At 73.5% G+C, this 18,405-nt stretch carries 18 protein-coding genes; 5 read left to right on the forward strand and 13 right to left on the reverse strand.

What is annotated here, in order from left to right; genetic code table 11:
• Positions 1 to 402, reverse strand: a 402-nt coding sequence (locus E4P40_RS04695) for a DNA gyrase modulator (protein WP_280790574.1), incomplete at its 3' end; no start/stop codon positions are given.
• 92 nt (positions 403 to 494) lie between these two features.
• On the opposite strand from E4P40_RS04695, the gene E4P40_RS04700 reads away from it, so the two are divergent.
• Positions 495 to 1,304 carry an MBL fold metallo-hydrolase gene (locus E4P40_RS04700; RefSeq protein WP_135157705.1) on the forward strand — a complete coding sequence of 270 codons (810 nt, stop codon included), beginning with the start codon at positions 495 to 497 and terminating at the stop codon, positions 1,302 to 1,304.
• Between the two features lie 4 nt (positions 1,305 to 1,308).
• Here E4P40_RS04700 and E4P40_RS04705 read toward each other — a convergent pair whose 3' ends face one another.
• The 3 genes from E4P40_RS04705 to E4P40_RS04715 all read right to left on the reverse strand — a co-directional run bounded on the left by E4P40_RS04705 (position 1,309) and on the right by E4P40_RS04715 (position 3,534).
• Positions 1,309 to 1,794, reverse strand: coding sequence for an SRPBCC family protein (locus tag E4P40_RS04705; protein WP_135157707.1), 486 nt, complete (start codon positions 1,792 to 1,794; stop codon positions 1,309 to 1,311).
• Entirely contained in the window at positions 1,791 to 2,150 is a 360-nt protein-coding gene (locus E4P40_RS04710) for a metalloregulator ArsR/SmtB family transcription factor (RefSeq protein ID WP_135157710.1), read from the reverse strand. Before E4P40_RS04710 ends, E4P40_RS04705 begins: the two co-directional genes overlap by 4 nt.
• Before the next feature lie 85 nt (positions 2,151 to 2,235).
• Positions 2,236 to 3,534: an amidohydrolase gene (locus tag E4P40_RS04715; RefSeq protein WP_135157712.1), complete on the reverse strand. Its 1,299-nt coding sequence runs from the start codon at positions 3,532 to 3,534 to the stop codon at positions 2,236 to 2,238.
• A 72-nt stretch (positions 3,535 to 3,606) separates the two neighbouring features.
• Between E4P40_RS04715 and E4P40_RS04720 the strand changes: the two genes are divergently transcribed.
• From E4P40_RS04720 to E4P40_RS04730, 3 genes are all read left to right on the forward strand, one after another.
• A complete protein-coding gene (locus tag E4P40_RS04720) occupies positions 3,607 to 4,272 on the forward strand; it encodes a DedA family protein (RefSeq protein ID WP_135157714.1) in 666 nt (221 codons plus the stop codon).
• Positions 4,273 to 4,277: 5 nt separating this feature from the next.
• On the forward strand, positions 4,278 to 4,955 hold the full coding sequence (locus E4P40_RS04725) for an HAD family hydrolase (RefSeq protein WP_135157715.1): 678 nt from the start codon (positions 4,278 to 4,280) through the stop codon (positions 4,953 to 4,955).
• A 68-nt stretch (positions 4,956 to 5,023) separates the two neighbouring features.
• On the forward strand, positions 5,024 to 5,584 hold the full coding sequence (locus E4P40_RS04730; RefSeq protein WP_245160136.1) for an alpha/beta family hydrolase: 561 nt from the start codon (positions 5,024 to 5,026) through the stop codon (positions 5,582 to 5,584).
• A gap of 7 nt (positions 5,585 to 5,591) precedes the next feature.
• Here E4P40_RS04730 and E4P40_RS04735 read toward each other — a convergent pair whose 3' ends face one another.
• The 9 genes from E4P40_RS04735 to E4P40_RS28480 form a co-directional block, all read right to left on the reverse strand.
• Positions 5,592 to 6,728 (reverse strand): SRPBCC family protein, encoded by a 1,137-nt coding sequence (locus tag E4P40_RS04735; protein WP_135157719.1) that lies wholly within the window; start codon positions 6,726 to 6,728, stop codon positions 5,592 to 5,594.
• An 85-nt stretch (positions 6,729 to 6,813) separates the two neighbouring features.
• The gene (locus E4P40_RS04740; RefSeq protein WP_135157721.1) at positions 6,814 to 7,668 is read right to left on the reverse strand and encodes a xanthine dehydrogenase family protein subunit M; all 855 of its coding nucleotides are present in this window, start codon (positions 7,666 to 7,668) and stop codon (positions 6,814 to 6,816) included.
• Positions 7,669 to 7,696: 28 nt separating this feature from the next.
• Positions 7,697 to 10,189 (reverse strand): molybdopterin cofactor-binding domain-containing protein, encoded by a 2,493-nt coding sequence (locus E4P40_RS04745; RefSeq protein ID WP_135157723.1) that lies wholly within the window; start codon positions 10,187 to 10,189, stop codon positions 7,697 to 7,699.
• Positions 10,186 to 10,692, reverse strand: coding sequence for a (2Fe-2S)-binding protein (locus E4P40_RS04750; RefSeq protein ID WP_245160137.1), 507 nt, complete (start codon positions 10,690 to 10,692; stop codon positions 10,186 to 10,188). Before E4P40_RS04750 ends, E4P40_RS04745 begins: the two co-directional genes overlap by 4 nt.
• Positions 10,693 to 10,994: 302 nt before the next feature.
• On the reverse strand, positions 10,995 to 12,245 hold the full coding sequence (locus E4P40_RS04755) for an MFS transporter (RefSeq protein ID WP_245160138.1): 1,251 nt from the start codon (positions 12,243 to 12,245) through the stop codon (positions 10,995 to 10,997).
• Positions 12,246 to 12,288: 43 nt separating this feature from the next.
• Complete coding sequence (locus E4P40_RS04760) at positions 12,289 to 13,620, reverse strand: phytochrome sensor protein (RefSeq protein ID WP_135157728.1); 1,332 nt, start codon at positions 13,618 to 13,620, stop codon at positions 12,289 to 12,291.
• Positions 13,621 to 13,717: 97 nt separating this feature from the next.
• Positions 13,718 to 15,004: a multidrug effflux MFS transporter gene (locus E4P40_RS04765; RefSeq protein ID WP_135157730.1), complete on the reverse strand. Its 1,287-nt coding sequence runs from the start codon at positions 15,002 to 15,004 to the stop codon at positions 13,718 to 13,720.
• A gap of 164 nt (positions 15,005 to 15,168) precedes the next feature.
• Positions 15,169 to 15,705, reverse strand: a complete 537-nt coding sequence (locus E4P40_RS28475) for a cysteine hydrolase (RefSeq protein ID WP_135157732.1) — start codon at positions 15,703 to 15,705, stop codon at positions 15,169 to 15,171.
• Positions 15,702 to 17,192 carry a cytosine permease gene (locus E4P40_RS28480; protein WP_135157734.1) on the reverse strand — a complete coding sequence of 497 codons (1,491 nt, stop codon included), beginning with the start codon at positions 17,190 to 17,192 and terminating at the stop codon, positions 15,702 to 15,704. The genes E4P40_RS28475 and E4P40_RS28480 overlap by 4 nt, the downstream gene beginning before the upstream one ends.
• A 157-nt stretch (positions 17,193 to 17,349) precedes the next feature.
• Here E4P40_RS28480 and E4P40_RS04780 point away from each other — a divergent pair, with 157 nt between their 5' ends.
• Entirely contained in the window at positions 17,350 to 18,351 is a 1,002-nt protein-coding gene (locus E4P40_RS04780; protein ID WP_135157737.1) for an iron-siderophore ABC transporter substrate-binding protein, read from the forward strand.
• The last annotated feature ends 54 nt before the right edge of the window (positions 18,352 to 18,405 follow it).

Raw genomic sequence — 18,405 nt, forward strand, 5'->3', positions numbered from 1 at the left:
CACGTCGAACGGGTCGAGCTCGTAGTCCGAGACCCAGGTGGCGTCCGGGTAGACGGGCTCCGGGGCCAGCTCGACGCGGTCGGTGTTGACGGCGGCGGACACCGTCGCGACCGCCACGGCCTCCTCGGCCAGCCGGACCGCCTCGGCCGCGGTCAGGACGACGCCGGCGGCGAAGCCCCAGGTGCCCTCGTGCACGACCCGGACGGCGAGCCCGAGGTCCTCCCCGTCACTGAAGGCCTCGGGGCGGGCGTCACGGAGGCTGATGTTCTGGGTGCGGATCCGCTCCACGCGGATGTCGGCGTGCTCGCAACCGAGGTCGACCGCCCGGGTGAGGGCGGCGTCCGTCAGCGCGGAGAGCGGCAGGGCGAGGAAGGACTCGTCGAGAGCGCGGGGTCCTGACACGGCCCCCTGTCTACCAGCAGTCACCGGGCGTGCACGAAGGGATTGTTCGCACGGCTACGGATTTCGGATCTCGTCCGGGGTACGGGCGCGTGATGGCGCAGCCCGTGGACGACGTGACCATGACCTTCGGCGGCACCGCCACGATGCTCCTGCGCATCGGCGGTTTCACGCTGCTGACCGACCCGAACTTCCTGCACCGCGGCCAGCGGGCGCGGCTGGGCTACGGACTGCGCGCCAAGCGGCTGACCGAGCCGGCGCTGCAGCCGACGCAGCTGCCGGCCCTCGACGGGATCCTGCTGTCGCACATGCACGGCGACCACTGGGACCGCGTCGCCACGAAGTCGCTGCCGAAGGACACCCCCGTGGTGACGACGTCCGAGGCCGCGAAGTGCCTGGCCGACCGCGGCTTCACCGGAACCGCCGACCTCGAGCCCTGGCAGACCCACGAGTTCTCGCGGGGCGGGGACGTCCTGCGGGTCACCGCGGTGCCGGGCGTCCACGGCCCCGGCCCGCTGGCGACGCTGCTGCCGGACGTGATGGGCAGCGTGGTCGAGCTCGTGCGGGGCGGATCGGTGACCTGGCGCGGCTACATCAGCGGGGACACCCTCTACCGGCCGTTCCTGGGCGAGGTGCTCCAGCGGTGCGGGCCGCTCGACGTCCTCATCCCCCACCTCGGCGGGACGAAGGCGCTCGGCCTGACGGTCACGATGGATGCGCAGCAGGGGGCCGACCTGGTCGAGCTGCTGAAGCCGCCGGTGACCGTGCCCATCCACTACGACGACTACGACCGCTTCAAGTCCCCGCTGGGCGACTTCCTCGCCGAGGTGGGTCGCCGCGAGCTGCCCGGGGAACTGCGCCCGGTCGGCCGCGGCGACACCATCTCCCTGCGCGCCCGACGCTGAGGGGTCAGCTGCGGGCGAGGAGGTCGTCCAGCTTCTCGTAGCCCTCGTTGACGCCGACCTCCATGCCGCTGGCCAGGAAGCCGTCGCGGCCCTCGAACGAGTCGACCAGCGACGTCGTGGTGAGCCGGGTGCGGCCGTTCCCGAGGACCTCGAAGGAGAGCTTCTCCAGGGCGACGCCGTCGGGCATGCCCTCCCAGGTGAAGGTCTGCACGATCAGCTCGTTCGGCCGGACCTCGTGGAAGCAGCCGCGGAAGGCGTACTCCTCACCGCCGGCGATATTCACGAAGCGCCAGGAGCCGCCGGTCCGGCAGTCCCACGACTCGATGCGGACCTGCAGGTCCTTCGGGCCCATCCACCGGGCGACGAGCTCCGGGTCGACGTGCGCGCGGTAGACCTTCTCCGGCGGGGCGTCGAACTCGCGGATGATGCGCACGAGCGGGACGTCGGGGTCGGCGACGATCTGGGTCTCGCGGTGAGTGGTGCTGGTCATGACGGGGTTCCTCCCTGGGGTGGTGGGGTGGTGTCAACGGGCATGGAGCGCAGGACGTCGTCGAGACGGCGGTAGCGCTCCTCGGCCTGGCGCCGGTATCGCTCGATCCACTTGGTCATCAGGTCGAAGACATTCGCCTCGAGGTGCACCGGGCGGCGCTGCGCCTCCCGGCTCCGGCTGACCAGGCCGGCGTCCTCCAGGACCTTCAGGTGCTTGGAGACGGCCTGGACGGTCACGTCGTAGGGCGCGGCGAGCTCGTTGACCGTGGCGTCGCCGACCGCGAGCCGCGCCACGATGTCCCGCCGGGTGGGGTCGGCCAGCGCCGAGAACACCCGGGAGAGCGGATCTGCCGCCACTGCATCCTCCTCGTACTCAACCTTGCGGTTGAGAAGGAGGCTAGCGCTGCGCGTGGTGGGTAGTCAACCGCACGGTTGAAGAAACTCAGCGGGCGGCGAGCCGGGCCGCGCGGCCGGCGACCTCGGCCCGCAGTGCGTCGACGTCGACCGTCGTCGAGGTGCCCTCTCGGACCACCTGCCGCCCGCCGATCCAGACGTCGCGCACGTACCGGCCCCCGCCGGACCAGACCAGGTGCGTCAGGAGGTCGGCCGGGTCCCCGACCGGCTCGAACACGAGGTCGCGGGTGTCGACGTGCACGAGGTCGGCCCGTCGCCCGGCCGCGAGCTGACCCAGGTCCGGGCGGCCGATGGCGTCCGCCGCGCCACCGGTGGCCAGCCAGAACGCCTCTGCGGCGGTCAGCGCCGTCGCCGACCGGCGCGCCAATCGCGCGAGAGAGGCGGCCAGCCGGGCGTCGGCGAGCAGGTCGAGGCCGTCGTTGGACGCCGGGCCGTCGGTGCCGAGGCCCACCCGGATGCCGAGGTCGAGCATGTCGCGCAGCCGGGCGACGCCGCTGGCGAGCTTCGCGTTGCTCGCGGGGCAGTGGCTGACGGCGACGTCGTACTCCTGCCAGAGCTCGAGGTCCGCATCGTCCATGTGCACGCAGTGCGCCGCGAGAACCCGGCCGCCGAGCACATCGTGCGCGGCCAGCAGGGCCGGGACCGACAGCCCGTGCATGGCCAGCAGGTCGGCGCCCTCGACCGCCGTCTCGGCGACGTGCAGGTGCAGCAGCAGCCCGTGCTCGCGCGCGGCCCCGGCGGCCTCGCGCAGCACGGGCAGCGGCACGGTGTAGGCCGCGTGCGGCCCGATGCCGTACTCGACGGTGCCGTCGTCGGGGGCGGCTCCCGCCAGCTCGACCGCGTGCCGGAGCTGCTCCTCGAACGGGGGCAGGCCCGGCAGTGGGATCAGCGGGGTGGCGATCACGGCGCGCGCACCGGTGGCGCCGACCGCGGCCGCGATCCGCTCGGGGTGGAAGTACATCTCGACGCTGGTGGTCACGCCGTTGGCCAGCATCTCCGCCGATGCGGCGGTCATGGCGACCGCCACGTCCTCGGGGGTCAGCCGCGCCTCGCGCGGCCACATCACCTCCTGCAGCCAGCGGTCCAGCGGCAGGCCCTCCCCCTGGCCGCGGAACAGCACCATCGGCGCGTGGGAGTGCGCGTTCACCAGCCCCGGCGTCAGCACGCCGGGCAGCGCGACGACCTCGGCGTCCCCGGCCGGCGGCGCCTCGGCGGCCGGGCCCACCCAGCCGATCTCGCCGTCCGCGACGTCGAGCACGGCGTCGGGGACGACGGTGCCGGCCCGATCCCCGATCACGACGGCACGGGCGGTGAAGCGGAGTCGCATGGGACCCGAACCTAGCGCCGCACCCCCTGTGGGGCGCGGCAACGCACAGGAGCCGCCGTTACCGTGGGGCGCATGTCGCTCCTCGCCGCCGCCGCAACCGACGAGGGCGGGATCACCGGCTTCCTGCTCGACCTCGTGGAGGACCTCGGCCCGGTCGGTGTGGGCCTGAGCATCCTCGCCGAGACGGTCATCCCGCCGATCCCCAGCGAGGCGGTGCTCGGGCTGGCCGGGGTGCTCATCAACGACGGCCGGATGGACGTGGTCCCGGTCGTCCTCTTCGCCACGCTGGGCTCGGTGCTCGGCGCGATCTTCTTCTACTACGTCGGCCGGGCGCTGGGGCCGCGGCGCTCGCACGCCTTCCTCGACCGCCTGCCGCTGGTCGAGACCGAGGACGTGGACAAGACGTTCGCCTGGTTCGAGCGGCACGGGCGGTCGGCGGTCTTCTTCGGCCGCATGGTGCCGATCGTGCGCAGCTTCATCTCGGTGCCGGCCGGCGTCGTCCGGATGCCGTTCGCCCAGTTCCTGGTGTTCACCACCGCGGGCAGCCTGATCTGGAACTCCGTGCTCATCGGCCTCGGGGTCGCCGCCGGCGACTTCATCCAGGACAACCTCAAGTACCTGGACTACGCGGTGGTCGCCGCCTTCGCGCTCGGCGTCGGCTACCTCGTCTACAAGCGCGCGAAGGACGTCCGCCGCCACCGCCGGGCACGCGCCGCCGGCACCGACCCTCGCGCCTGACGCGGATGCCGACCGCCAGGACCCGCCCCGAGGTCGTCGCCTTCGACGTCAACGAGACGCTGCTCGACCTGGCGCCCGTGCGGGCCGCCCTGGTGGAGGCCGGCCAGGAGCCGGGCCTGCTCGCGACGGTCTTCGCGCGCACCCTGCTGACCGGCATGGCCGGGTTGGTCAGCGGCACCTGGTTCCGCTTCCGTGAGGCCTTCGACGCCGCGCTGGCGCAGACCAGCGAACTGGACGCCGGGCAGCGAGCGGGGGTCGCCGCCGCCTTCCTCGAGCTCGCCCCGCACCCGGACGTGGAGCCGGCGCTCCGCCGGCTGACCGCGGCCGGGATCCGCGTGGTCACCCTCACGCACGGCACCCCCGGCGTCGCCGAGGCCGGCCTCGAGCGGGGCGGGATCACGCCGCTGGTCGAGCGCTCGCTGTCCAGCGAGGCCATCCGCAGCTGGAAGCCGGCCCGCGAGGTCTACCTGTGGGCGGCCGGCAGCTGCGCGGTCGCGCCGGAACGGATGGCCCTCGTCGCCGCGCACGGCTGGGACGTGCAGGGCGCCCAGGTGGCCGGTCTCACCGGCGCGTGGTTCCCGCGCACCGAGCGGAGCTACCCCGCCGTGTACGCCGCTCCGCACGTCGCCGCGGCCGCTCTCGCCGGGGTCGTCGACGCACTGCTCGCCCTCCCCACCGCATGACCGGGATCCGTGAGATCGGAACGCCCCTGGGGCCGGCCCGGGCACACGTCACGGACGTGGACGGCGCCGTGCGAGGGACGCTCGTCCTCGGGCACGGCGCGGGCGGCGGGATCGGTTCGGCCGACCTGGTCGCGGTGACGGCGACGGCTGCGGCCGCGGGGTGGCGGGTGATCCGGGTCGAACAGCCGTGGCGGGTCGCCGGCAAGCGGATCGCCGTCGCCCCGCCGAGGCTCGACGAGGGCTGGCGTGCGGTCCTGGTCGACCTGCGCGCCGCGGACCTGCTGACGGGGCCCCTCGTCCTCGGCGGCCGGAGCGCCGGGGCGCGGGTCGCCTGCCGGACGGCGGTCGAGCACGGCGCGGCCGGCGTGCTCGCGCTGGCCTTCCCCCTGCACCCGCCGGGCAGGCCGGAGAAGAGCCGCGCCGGCGAGCTGACCGCGGTCGGCGTACCGCTGGTCGTCGTCCAGGGGGAGACGGATGCGTTCGGCGACCCGGCGGCGGTGGCCGCCGTGCTGTCCGGGCAGACGACCGCCTCGGTCTACGCGGTCCCCGGCGACCACGCCCTCAAGAAGAACGTGGACGTCGTGGCGATGGCCGCGCTCTCCTGGCTGGCCGAGCTCCTCGCCGGCTGAGGAGGTGTCAGCCGCGGCGGCGACGCCGGCGGCGGACGAGCAGGGTCAGGACCAGCAGGACACCGGCGACGCCCGCCGCCGGGGCCGCGTAGCGCGCCATGGCGGCTCCCCCGGCCACCTCGAGCAGGTCGATCGGCTCCGGCTCCTCCTGCGGCTTCGTCACGACCCGCGGGCCGGACGACGGCACGCTGCGCACCGGACCGCCGGTGGGCGCCTTGCGGGGCGGGCCGGACGGACCGCTCGGCGGTCCGCTCGGAGCCTGCGGGACGATGTCCGCGGCCGGGGCGGTGTCCGTGACCGCGGGTGCGTTGTCCGTCGAGGAGGGCGCGTCGGTTTCCGCAGGGACCGCCTTCACCGGTGCGGTCTTGGCGGGAGCGGCCTTCACCGGTGCGGCCTTCGCCGGTGCGGCCTTGGCGGGAGCCGCCTTCGCCGGCACGGCCTTCTTCGCGGGCGCCGCCTTGGCCGGGATCTCCACCGTGGCCGACGCCTTGTCCGTCGCGGCCGCGGCCGCCTTCTTCGTCGCGGCGGCGGCCTTCTTCACGGTCGTGCCGGCGGCACCGTCACCGGCCGCCTGCTCGGCGGACGCGGCGATCTCCTCCACCGCGCCCGCCGCGGTGGCGGCGGCCTTCTTCGCCGGGCCAGGCCGAGCCCCTGCCGGCGACGCCGAGGCGCTCGCGCGCTGGGCGTCTCCCTGCGCGTCGCCCTCGCCCAGCTGGGCGGCCAGCTTGTCGGCGAACTGGCCCAGCAGCTTGTTCCCCACGTCGGTCATCACGCCGCGGCCGAACTGGGCGGGGCGGCCGGTGATGTTGAGATCGGTCAGCACGTCGACCCGGGTGATGGAGCCCTCGGCCGCCAGCTTCGCGGTCACCACGGCGGCGGCGGTGCCGTTGCCCCGCTGGTCCTTGCCCCGCGCGTCGATCACCGCCTTGTGCGCGGCCTCGTCCTTCTCGATGAACGAGGCCTTGCCCTGGTAGGTGAGGTTGATCGGGCCGAGCTTGACCTTCACCCGTCCGGTGAAGTCGTCGCCGTCGACCGAGTCGAGGGCCGCCCCCGGCATGCAGGGTGCGATCCGCTCGATGTCGAGGAGCACCCGCCACGCCTCGTCGACGGGCACGGGCACGGTGAACGAGTTCTCCAGTTGCACGGCAAGACCTCCTGGAGGGCGGCTCGGCCGGTCCACCCGGAGGCGGACCGGCCGAGACGGACAGTTACGGACCGGCGATAGAACGCTACAGGCCAGCCGCCCTCGTCACCGCCCGGCGCGTGAGCACGGTGACGAGGTGCTGGCGGTAGTCGGCCTGCGCGTTGAGGTCGCTGCTCGGACTCGTGCCCTCCGCCGCCCGTGCTGCCGCCACGGCAACGGCGTCCGGCGTGGCGTCCGCCCCGGCCAGCGCCGCCTCGACGCCGGTGGCCCGCAGCGGCGTCGGGCCCATGTTGGTCAGCCCGATCTTCGCCTCGGCGATGCGCCCGCCCTCGAGGCGGACCGCCGCGGCGACCGCCACGATCGACCACGCCTGCGCGACGCGATTGAACTTCTCGTAGTGCATGCCCCAGCCCTCGTGCTTGGGCACGCGGATCTCGACGAGGAGCTCCCCCTCCTCCAGCGCCGTGGTGAGGTAGTCGACGAAGAACTCCACCGCCGGCACGCTGCGCCGTCCGTTCGGCCCGGCGACGACGAACTCGGCGTCCAGGGCGAGCGCCACGGCCGGGAGATCGCCGGCCGGGTCGGCGTGCGCCAGCGCGCCGCCGAACGTGCCGCGATGGCGCACCTGCCGGTCGGCCACCGTCTCCGTCGCGTCGGCGATGAGCGACGCGTACTGCGCGATCAGGGGATCGGACAGGACGTCGGAGTGCGTCGTCATCGCGCCGATGACGATCGCGTCACCCTCGTCCCGCACACCCCGGAGTTCGGCGACCTTCGTCAGGTCGACGACGGTCTCCGGCGCGGCCAGGCGCAGCCGCATGACCGGGATCAGCGACTGCCCGCCGGCGAGGATCTTCACGTCCTCGCCGCCCGAGGCGACGGCCTGCAGCGCCTCGTCGACCGTGGTGGGGCGGGCGTACGCGAACGGTGCGGGGATCATGGCGTCTCTCCTCCGTCGAGCCGGCGAATCATCGGTCCCCTCCCAGCGAGGAAGCGTCGGTGGCCACACCGGCGGTCGTCTCGGTCGAGGCCCCGCCGTAGGCGTTGGTGCCCGCTGTCGCCCGGTCACCGCCGTCCCCACCGTGGTGGATGGCCCGCCAGACCCGCTCGGGCGTCAGCGGCATGAGGATGTCGGAGACGCCCAGGTGCCGGACGGCGTCGATGGCGGCGTTCACCACCGCCGGGGTGCTGGCGATGCATCCCGCCTCGCCCACACCCTTGGCGCCGATGGGGTTGCCCGGTGCCGCGTGCACAGTGTTGCCCGTGTCGAAGTGCGGCAGGTCCGCGGCCGAGGGCACCAGGTAGTCGACGAACGTGCCCGTGGTCAGGTTGCCGTCGTCGTCGTACACCGCCTCCTCGTAGAGGGCCTGCGCGATGCCCTGGGCAAGGCCGCCGTGCACCTGCCCCTCGACGATGAGCGGGTTGACGACCACGCCGACGTCGTCCACGGACGCGTACTTGCGGATCTTCACCATGCCGGTCTCGGTGTCGACCTCCATCGCGCAGAGGTGCGTGCCGTGCGGGAAGGAGAAGTTCACCGGGTCGAACGTCGCCTCCGCGTCGATCGACGGCTCCATGTCCTCCGGGAAGTTGTGCGCCGCGAACGTGGCGAGCGCGATCTCCTGGATCGACAGGCCGGTGCCGGGCGTGCCGCGCACCGAGAAGCTGCCGTTGGCGAAGTCGAGATCGTCCTCGTCGGCCTCGAGCAGGTGCGCGGCGACCCGGCGGGCCTTGGCGACCACCTTGTCCGCGGCCTTCATCACCGCGGCGCCGCCGACCACCAGCGACCGGGACCCGTAGGTGTCCAGGCCGCGCGGGGAGATGGAGGTGTCGCCGTGCAGCACCTCGACGTCCTCGAAGGGGACGCCGAGGGAGTCGGCGACGAGCTGGCTCCACGCCGTCTCGTGCCCCTGCCCGTGCGGCGTGCTGCCGGTGACCACCTCGACCTTGCCCGTGGGCAGCATGCGGATGGAGGCGTTCTCCCAGCCGCCGGCGCCGTAGGACAGCGAGCCCAGCACCCGCGAGGGGGCCAGCCCGCACATCTCGGTGAACGTGGAGATGCCGATGCCCAGCTGGACCGGGTCGTTCGACTCCCGTCGGCGGCGCTGCTCCTCGCGCAGCTCGTCGTAGCCGAGCAGCTGCAGCGCCTGCTGGGTGGCCTGCTCGTAGTCGCCGCTGTCGTACTCGAGCCCGGCCGCGGTCGTGTAGGGGAACTCCTCGGCCTTGATCCAGTTCTTGCGGCGCAGCTCGAGCGGGTCCATGCCGAGCTCCACGGCGAGCTCGTCCATGATCCGCTCGATGGCGAAGGTGGCCTCGGGGCGGCCGGCACCTCGGTAGGCGTCGGTCGGCACCTTGTTGGTGAAGATGCCCCGGCAGTCGAAGCGGTAGGCCGGGAACTTGTAAATCCCGACGTACATGAAGGCGCCGAGCACCGGGACGCCCGGGCTGACCAGCCGCAGATAGGCCCCCATGTCGGAGAGGATGCGACAGCGCAAGCCCTTGAGGTTGCCCTCGCGGTCGGATGCGATGTCGATGTACTGGATCTGGTCGCGGCCGTGGTGCGCACTCATCAGCGACTCGCTGCGGGTCTCGGTCCACTTGACCGGCTTCCCCAGGCGGCGGGCCACCAGCAGGCTGATGACCTCCTCGGGCGTGACCTGCAGCTTGCCGCCGAAGCCGCCCCCGACGTCCGGGGCGATCACGCGCAGCTTGTGCTCGGGGATGCCGGTGATCATCGCCAGCATCACGCGGAGGAGGTGCGGTACCTGGGTCGAGGACCACAGGGTGTAGTTGTCCCCCTGGGGCTGGACCACGGTCGACCGCGGCTCCATGAAGGCCGGGATCAGCCGCTGCTGGACGAACCGGCGGCTGACGACGACCTCGGCGTCGGCGAACGCCTGGTCGGTGTCGCCGCACGTCCCGGCCTCGCCGCCGTCGAAGACGAAGTTGAAGCTCTCGTTCGACTCCAGGTGGTCGTGGCACAGCGAGGGCGTCTGCGACGTCGCCTGCTCCATGTCCAGGACGACCGGCAGCGGGTCGTAGTCCACGTCCACGAGCTCGACGGCATCCTGCGCAGCGGTCTTGCTCCGCGCCACGATCACCGCGACGGCCTCGCCGACGTGGTTGACCTCGTCGACGGCGACCGACGGGTGCCCGGGGTTGACCATGTCCGGGGTGACCGGCCAGGCGCACGGGATCGAGCCCTGCTCCTCCTTGAAGTCCTGCCCGGTGAAGACCGCGACGACGTTCGGCGACTGCTGGGCTGCCGTGACGTCGACATTGGTGATCTTGGCGTGTGCGACGGGGCTGCGGACGACGGCGATGTGCAGCATCCCCGGCAGGACCATGTTGTCGGTCCACGTGGTCTTTCCGGTGATCAGGCGGGCGTCCTCCTTGCGCCGACGCGCCTTGCCGATCTCCTTCTCGGGTGCGGCGGTCGCGGGTTCCTCGACGAGCGTCACGACTGCGCTCCCAGCGTCTCGGCAGTGGCCGGGCGCCCGTTCATCTCCGCGGCGGCCTGCTGCACCGCGCGGACGATGTTCTGGTAGCCGGTACAGCGGCAGAGGTTGCCCTCGATGCCCTCGCGGACCTCGTCCTCGCTCGGGTCGGGGTTGTCGTTCACGAGGTCGATCGAGGCCATGATCATCCCGGGGGTGCAGAACCCGCACTGCAGGCCGTGCATCTCGTGGAACGCCTTCTGCATCGGGTGCAGGTCGCCCTGCGGTGAGGCGATCCCCTCGATCGTGGTCACCTCGCTGCCGTCGGCCTGGACGGCGAAGACGGTGCAGCTCTTCACGGCCTCGCCGTCGAGGTGCACGGTGCAGGCGCCGCAGTTGCTGGTGTCGCAGCCGACGACGGTGCCGACCTTGCCCAACTGCTCGCGCAGGTAGTGGACGAGAAGCGTCCGCGGTTCGACGTCGTCGCTGTAGGACGCGCCGTCGACCCGCACAGAAATCTGGGTCACGAGGTCTCCTCGCCGGCGCTCGTCGTCCCCGTGCCCCGGGGTGCTGCGCCCCTGCATGACCTCGCTGGCTCGGTCATCGAACCTCCGCTCTGAGGTGTGGCCCCGGTCACTTCCGGAGTACGGGCGGAGTCTGACCCCGCCGAGGCCACTTAGGCCACGCTTACCTCGGGTCTTTGGACCCTGCTCTCCGCGGATGCGGCAGAGACCGGCCAAACAGCGGCGAAATCGGGGAGGAGATGAGGACGACGGGGGCGCGCGTGCGGGGAATCGCAACGTTGCAGCGTCGTTGCAGCGCGCCCGGGCTACGCGGCGGACGCGGTGGCCGCCTGCTCCCGCGGGAGGTGCACCGGAGCGGCCGCCGGCCCGCGACGGCGCAGCACCGCCGAGACCGCGAGCGGGACCAGCCCGGCGGCGGCGAGCCCCGCACCCACGACGCTCGGCGCGCGGTAGCCCAGGCCGGCGGCGATCACCAGGCCGCCCAGCCACGCGCCCAGGGCGTTGGCCAGGTTGAGCGCGGAGTGGTTGAGAGCGGCACCGAGCATCTGCGCGTCCCCGGCGGTCTCCATGAGCCGCATCTGGAGCAGCACGGCCAGGGAGGAGGCGGCGACCGACACCAGGAGGACGCCGACGAACAGGCCCGGCGCCCACGGCGAGACCAGGGCGACGACGGCCAGCAGCACCCCGAGCACGACGAGGCTGGCGACGAGCGACCGGAAGAGCGCCAGGTCGGCGAGCCGCCCGCCGAGCGCCGTCCCGATGACGCCTCCGGCGCCGTAGACGAACAGCACCCACGGCACGGTCCCGCGCGAGAGCGCGGCGACGTCGGTCACGACCGGCGCGATGTAGCTGTACAGGGCGAACATGCCGCCGAAGCCGACGACGCCGACCAGCAGCGTCAGCAGCACCTGGGGCCGGCGGAGCGCGGCCAGCTCACCGCGGACCGTCGCCTCGCACCGGCCGGGCGTCGAGGGCACCACGGCGAGGACCGCGGCCACGGTCAGCGCGGCCAGGACCACGACGGTCCAGTACGCCGAGCGCCAGCCCAGTTGCTGCCCCAGCCAGGTGGCCGCCGGCACGCCCGTGAGCATCGCGGCGGCGAGGCCGAGGAGGACCGAACTGACCGCCCGGCCACGCAGGCGCGGGGCGACCAGCGAGGCGGCGACCAGCGAGGCGACCCCGAAGTAGGCGCCGTGCGGCAGGCCGCTCAGGAACCGGGCGACCAGCAGGGTGCGGTAGCCGGGGGCGACGGCGGTGAGCAGGTTGCCGACCAGGAACGCCGTCATGAGGCCGACGAGCAGGGCCCGGCGAGGGAGCCGCGCGCTCAGCGCGGCGATGACCGGGGCGCCGACGACGACCCCGAGCGCGTAGACGGAGATGACGTGCCCTGCCGACGGGATGTCGACGCCCACCCCGTCGGCGATGTCGGGCAGCACGCCCATCGTCACGAACTCCGTGGTGCCGATCGCGAAGCCGCCGAGCGCCAGGGCCACGACGGCGACCACGGTCCGTACGGTGCTGAGCGGGCGGTCCGTCGACAGCGGTGGGGCACTCACTCCACGAGCCAAGTGCGCAGCCCGCCCGGGCATTCCCGGGGAGTCAGCGGGTGCGTGTCGCGCGCCTCAGGCGCAACAGGTGCTCCGCGGCGACCGCCCGGCGCGGGGAGCTGGCCGGCAGCCAGTCGAGGCACGTCTGCCAGACAGCGACGTCGTCCCTGGCCTCGGGCAGCTGTGCGTAGCGGAGCAGCAGCTCGGGGCGGCGGCTGCGCAGCACCGCCTGCCGGAGGAGCGCCCCCACCCGCTCGCGGGCGACCGCGACGCCGGGCGCGCGCGAGCCGGGCAGCACTGCACCCGGATAACGCTCCAGCGCCGAGCCGACCGACCCGCGGGCCAGCAGCCTGCGGACCTGGTCGAGATCGGTGTCGATCGGGCCGAGCAGCCGATAGGGACGCGAGCCCACCTGGTCGGCGCCGACCAGCCGGCGCAGGCGGGAGAGCTCGGCCCGCACGGTGACGGCCGCGGCCTCCCCCCGGTGGCACTCGGCGGCCAGCTGGGCGGTGGTCCGGCCCTCCCCTGCCACGGCCGCCTCGGCGAGCAGGAGGAGGAGCTCCGAGTGGCGCAGCGACAGCTCGAGCGGACCGGTCGGCAACGTCAGGCGCGCCCGCTCGCGGCCCAGGACGTCGAGCCGCGGCGCCAGCCGCTGCAGCGGCGGGGGAGCGGGACGGCGGCCGTGCTGCAGCTGCTCGCGGCGCTGCCAGCGGAGCTCGGACTCCACCGCCGCGACCGTCGCCCGCACCAGCGTGAGCACGTGCGGGCTGGCGACGTGGTCGCCGCCGGTGACGTCGATGGCGCCGAGCAGGACGCCGGTCACCGGGTCGTGCACGGGTGCGGCCGAGCAGCTCCACGGCTGCACCGGACGGCGGAAGTGCTCGCTGCCGTAGAACTGGACGGCGTGGTCGATGGCCAGCGCCGTGCCTGGGGCGTTGGTGCCGGCGACGTCCTCCGACCAGCGGGCGCCGGCGACGAAGTTCATGCCCTCCGCCCGCGAGCGCAGGCCCGCGTCGCCCTCCACCCACAGCATCCGGCCACCGGCGTCGGTGACCGCGACGATCATCCGGTCGGCCTCGGCGTCCTGGACCAGCAGCCGGCGGATCACCGGCATGACCGGCGCCAGCGGATGGGCCTCCCGGTAGGCGATCAGCTCGTCGTCCAGGAGGTCGACCGGCGGCGACCCGCCGTCCGGGTCCACGCCGTTGCCCAGCGACCGCCGCCAGGACTCCCGGACCACCGACCGGACGGCGTCGTCGGCCGGGTCACCATCGGGGAGGGAGCCCGTGACGAGCCGCTCGTGGGCAGCGCGCAGCCGCCGGGTGAGAGCCGGGCTGGGCCGTCCCGAGGGGAGGGCCAGCCAGGGGTTCACAGCCGGGGGCACGGGATGCTCCGCCAACGGTGGCTCATGTCCGGCCCATCGTGGCTGCTGACGGGCCTTTCCACCAGAGATCCGGTTGCAGGCAACCGAACCCGGACGCTCAGGAAGCGGCGCCCGGGCCCCTCGGGTCCCCGGGGAGGGGCAGCCGCCACGGCCGGACGGCGGCGAGGACGGCCAGCGCGAGAACCAGCGCGGTCCCGATGACCGATCCGATCGCGAGGGCGTCGTTGCCGAGCAGGCCGACGACGGGGGAGACGACGGCGCCCACGCCGAACTGGATGGCGCCGAGGAGCGCGGCGGCCGTGCCGGCGCTGTCACCGTGCCGGGAGAGCGCCAGGGCCGGCGCGTTGGGCAGCGCGATCCCGCACGCGAAGAGCACCGCCCAGAGGCTGCCGGCCACGGCCCACAGCCCGCCGGTCCCCGTCGCCGAGACGCCGACGAGCGCCGCCCCGCCGGCCAGGCCGGCCAGCGTGCCGGCGACGAGCAGGTGCGCGGGGGACCAGCGGCGGAGCAGCACCGGGTTGAGCTGCGTGGCAGCGATGAGCCAGACCGCCCCGGCGCCGAACAGCAGACCGAACTGCTGCTCGTCGAGCCCGAACTCCTCCTGGTAGACGAAGGCCGAGCCCGACACGTAGCTGAACAGGCCGGCCATGGTCAGCCCGGCGACGAGCACCAGGCCGAGGTAGGTGCGGTCGCGGAAGAGCGCCCGGTAGCCGCCCAGCGTCCCGCGGACGCCGGCGCTCGTGCGCCGGGCGGGCGGCAGGGTCTCCCGGAGGAAGAACCACCCGACGGTGACCATCACCGCCCCGTAGGCGGCGAGGACGGCGAAGATCCCGCGCCAGGACGTGAACCGCAGGAGCTCCCCGCCGATGGTCGGGGCGAGCACCGGGGCCGCGCCGAGCACGAGGAACAGCCGCGAGAGCATCGTCGCGGCCGCGCGGCCGTCGAAGAGGTCGCGGACGATGGCGAGTGCGATCACCGCGCCGGCCGCCGTCCCCACGCCCTGGAGCACCCGCAGCGCGCCGAGGACGGCGATGTTCGGCGCGACCAGGACCAGCAGCGAGGCGACCACGTGCAGCGCGGTCCCGGCGAGCAGCGGTCCCCGTCGGCCGAGGGCGTCCGACAGCGGCCCGAGCACGAGCTGGCCGAGCGCGAGTCCGACCAGCGTGCCGGTGAGCGTGAGCTGCACGGTGGCCGAGGTCGTGGCGAGCTGGTCGGTGATCGTCGGCAGGGCCGGGAGGTACATGTCGATGGTGAGCGGCCCGAGCGCCACGAAGGCGCCGAGCAGCAGGGCGAGGCGGGCGGTTCCCGGACGGGCGGGTTCCCGGGTGGGCAGCTCGGCGGCCGGCAGATCTGCGGCGCCCGGCCGCTCCTGGGTGGTGGTCACGAGGTCCCTCGTTCGATCGTCGATGACGCGGGGCCTTCGTCGGCGCGTTCCGCAGTACGGACGGCGACAAGCGCATCCGGTCCCGGCTCATTCCGGACGCGCCGGGAGGGGTGACCGGGGACTCCTCGCCCGCGCGGCGACGGGACGGGCCACCCGGGCAGGGGTCATCGCCCGCCGAGCACCTCGTCGGTGGTCACGAGCTCGACCAGCGGCGCGTAGAGACTCATGACCCGCAGCGCGCGGTCGTGGTCGTCGTCCCCCGATCCGGCACAGGCGTCGGTGACGACGCGGACCTTCAGGCCGGCGTCGGCCGCCGGGAGCACCGTGGAGATGACGCAGCAGTCGGTGGCCACCCCGGTGACGGTGAGCGGGCCGTCGCCCACGATCCCGGCGAGCTCGGGGCCCCACTTGCCGAAGGTGGTGGTCGTGACGACGGGCTGCGCGCCCGGGTCCTCGACCAGCTGGTAGAGCCGCGCGTCCTGCGGCACGAGGGCGAAGGAGAACTGCTCGTAGTACTCCACCCAGGCGCCCGCCGGTTCGCCCGGCGCCACGAACCGCGTCCAGACGACGCGGTCGCCGAAGCCCTCGACCAGCCGGCGGACGCGCGGCCGGATCTCGGCGAACCGGGGCGCCGTCCACGGGGAGTCCTCGTCGCCGAAGACGTGCTGCAGATCGACGACGACGAGCCAGCCGTCGGTCACCGGGACAGCTCCGCCTGCTCCTGGGCCCGGACCGCCGGCCCGCGGAGCGCGAGGGTGCCGAGCAGGCCGATGAGGAAGGCCGCGAGGACGCCGAGGTTCGCGAAGGCCCACGAGCCGTCCCGCCCGCCCAGCCCGGAGGGCTCCAGGAGGTAGCCCTGCCAGTCGAGCCACTCCGCGAAGGTGTTGGTGACCAGACCCCACCCGACGACAGTCCCGACGAGCAGCAGGACCAGCGGCACCGGCTGCACGCTGCCGTAGCGGCCGCGGGGGTCGAACAGTTCCCGCTCCGCGTAGTCGCGCTTCCGCAGCGCCAGGTCGGCCAGCATGATGCCGCACCATGCCGCGATGGGGACGCCGAGCGTGATCAGGAAGCCCTGGAACGGTCCGATGAAGTCGTCGGCGAAGAAGACGACGGCGACCGTCCCGATGACCATCAGGACGCCGTCGATCATGGCGGCGACCGGGCGGGGGACGCGCACCCCGGCAGCCAGCAGCGAGAGGCCGGACGAGTAGATGTCCAGCAGCGCCCCGCCGATCAGGCCGAGGACGACGACCAGGATGAACGGCACGAGGAACCAGGTCGGCAGGATCGTGCCGAGCGCGCCGATCGGGTCGAGGCCGATGGCCGCGGACAGCTCGGGGTCCGAGCCGGCCAGCAGGAGCCCCGTGACGAGCAGGATCACCGGGGCGAGCGCGCCGCCGAACGTGGTCCAGCCGACGACCCCGGCGGTCGAGGCGTGCCGGGGGAGGTACCGCGAGTAGTCGGCGGCGGCGTTCACCCAGCCGAAGCCGTAGCCGGTCATGGCCAGCACCAGGGCACCGATGAAGGCGGCCGTGGAGCCCGACGGCGCCGACGAGACCGCCGACCAGTCGATCTCCGGCGCCACCAGCGCGACGTACACGACGGTGAGCACTCCGGTGACGACGGTGATGACGGTCTGCATGCGGATGATCAGGTCGAACCCGAGGACCCCGCCCACGACGACGAGCCCGGCGACCACGAGCAGGGCGACCACCTCGGTGGCGGTGCCACCGCCCCAGCCGAGCTGGGTGAACACGGTGGACGTCGCCAGCGTGGCCAGCGAGACCAGTGCCGTCTCCCAGCCGACCGTCAGGATCCAGGACAGCACCGACGGCACCTTGTTGCCGTTCACCCCGAAGGCCGCACGGCTGAGCACCAGGGTCGGCGCGGACCCGCGCTTGCCGGCGATGGCGACCAGCCCGCAGAGCAGGAAGGAGACGACGATGCCGACGACCCCGGCGATCACGGCCTGCCAGAACGAGATGCCGAAACCGAGCAGGAACGAGCCGTAGGCCAGCCCGAGCACGCTGACGTTGGCGCCGAACCAGGGCCAGAAGAGCTGCCGCGGGGTGCCCTTGCGCTCGCTCTCGTCGATGACGTTGATGCCGTTGGTCTCGACCGCCACTCGCGGCGTCGGTACCTCGAGGCCGGGACCGGTCAGGTCGTGCTCCGCTCGCTGAGACATCGTGTCCGTCCTCCGGTCCGGGGCGCCCTGTCGCGCTCGGCACAGTAACCGCGGCGGGCAGGGTCGCCCGCCGGGGCGGGCCGTGGACGGGGTGGCGACCCAGCCGTGACGATCCTGTGGTAAGGTGAGCCTTACCTATCTGCCTGGAGGAGCTCCCATGCCGACCCGTCCGGCCGTCCCGGCCACCCTGCCGGCCACCCTGATGGCCGGCCTGCTGGTCCTCGCCGGGTGCGGCGGCGCCTCCGGCGACGACGGCGGCCCCGACGCCGGGAGCAGCACCTCCTCCGGAGCCTTCCCCGTGACCGTGAGCACCGCATTCGGCGACGTCACGGTCGAGGAGGAGCCGACGCGCGTGGTGGCGCTTGGCTGGTCGGACGCGGAGACGTCGCTGGCGCTGGGCGTTCAGCCGGTCGGCGTCAGCGACTGGCTCGCCGTCGGCGGCGACGGTCTCGGCGACTGGGTCGAGGAGGGCTACGACGAGGCGCCGGAGATCATCGAGACGCTGGAGCCCAGCTACGAGGCGATCGCGGCGCTCGAGCCCGATCTCATCCTCGACACCCGCTCCCCCGCCACCCAGGAGCGCTACGACCTGCTGAGCGCCATCGCTCCCACGATCGGGCAGCCCGAGGGCGTCGACCCGTACCTGACCACCTGGCAGCAGCAGCTGGAGATGGTCGGCCGGGCGCTGGGCAGGTCGGACGAGGCGGCCGACCTGGCGACGCAGGTCGAGCAGGCGTTCACCGACGCCGCCGCGGAGCACCCGGAGTTCGCCGGCACGGAGGTGGCCGTGGGCGCCTACTCGTCCGAGGGTTTCGGCGCGTACGTGCGCGGCGACGCACGCGTCGAGTTCATGGAGGATCTGGGCTTCAGGAACAAGACGGCCATCGACGACCTCTCGACCGGCGGCTTCTTCGTGCCGGTCAGCGACGAGCAGCTCGACCTGCTCGACGCGGAGCTGACCGTCGTCTTCCCGATCTTCGTCGAGGCCTCGGAGTTCACCTCCGACCCGCTGTGGCAGAGCCTGCCGTGGGTGCAGGGCGGGCACGCCGTCGTCCTGGACGACGTCACCGTGCTCAACGCCTTCTCCAGCGCCTCGGCGCCCGGCCTGCTCTACGCCCTGGAGACCGTGGTCCCGATGTTCGCCGAGAGCCTCGACTGACTCGCGGGGCTCAGCGCGGCCGCAGGAAGCACCCGACCGCGTGTCGTCCGGAGG

This window comes from Blastococcus sp. CT_GayMR20, assembly GCF_004570345.1.

Excerpts from the sequence above, each read along its gene's own strand:
- E4P40_RS28480 (WP_135157734.1), bottom strand. The coding sequence starts at position 17,192 with ATGTCTCAGCGAGCGGAGCACGACCTGACCGGTCCCGGCCTCGAGGTA.
- E4P40_RS04720 (WP_135157714.1), top strand. The coding sequence starts at position 3,607 with ATGTCGCTCCTCGCCGCCGCCGCAACCGACGAGGGCGGGATCACCGGC.
- E4P40_RS04740 (WP_135157721.1), bottom strand. The coding sequence starts at position 7,668 with ATGATCCCCGCACCGTTCGCGTACGCCCGCCCCACCACGGTCGACGAG.
- E4P40_RS04700 (WP_135157705.1), top strand. The coding sequence starts at position 495 with ATGGCGCAGCCCGTGGACGACGTGACCATGACCTTCGGCGGCACCGCC.
- E4P40_RS04715 (WP_135157712.1), bottom strand. The coding sequence starts at position 3,534 with ATGCGACTCCGCTTCACCGCCCGTGCCGTCGTGATCGGGGATCGGGCC.
- E4P40_RS04725 (WP_135157715.1), top strand. The coding sequence starts at position 4,278 with ATGCCGACCGCCAGGACCCGCCCCGAGGTCGTCGCCTTCGACGTCAAC.
- E4P40_RS04705 (WP_135157707.1), bottom strand. The coding sequence starts at position 1,794 with ATGACCAGCACCACTCACCGCGAGACCCAGATCGTCGCCGACCCCGAC.
- E4P40_RS04780 (WP_135157737.1), top strand. The coding sequence starts at position 17,350 with ATGCCGACCCGTCCGGCCGTCCCGGCCACCCTGCCGGCCACCCTGATG.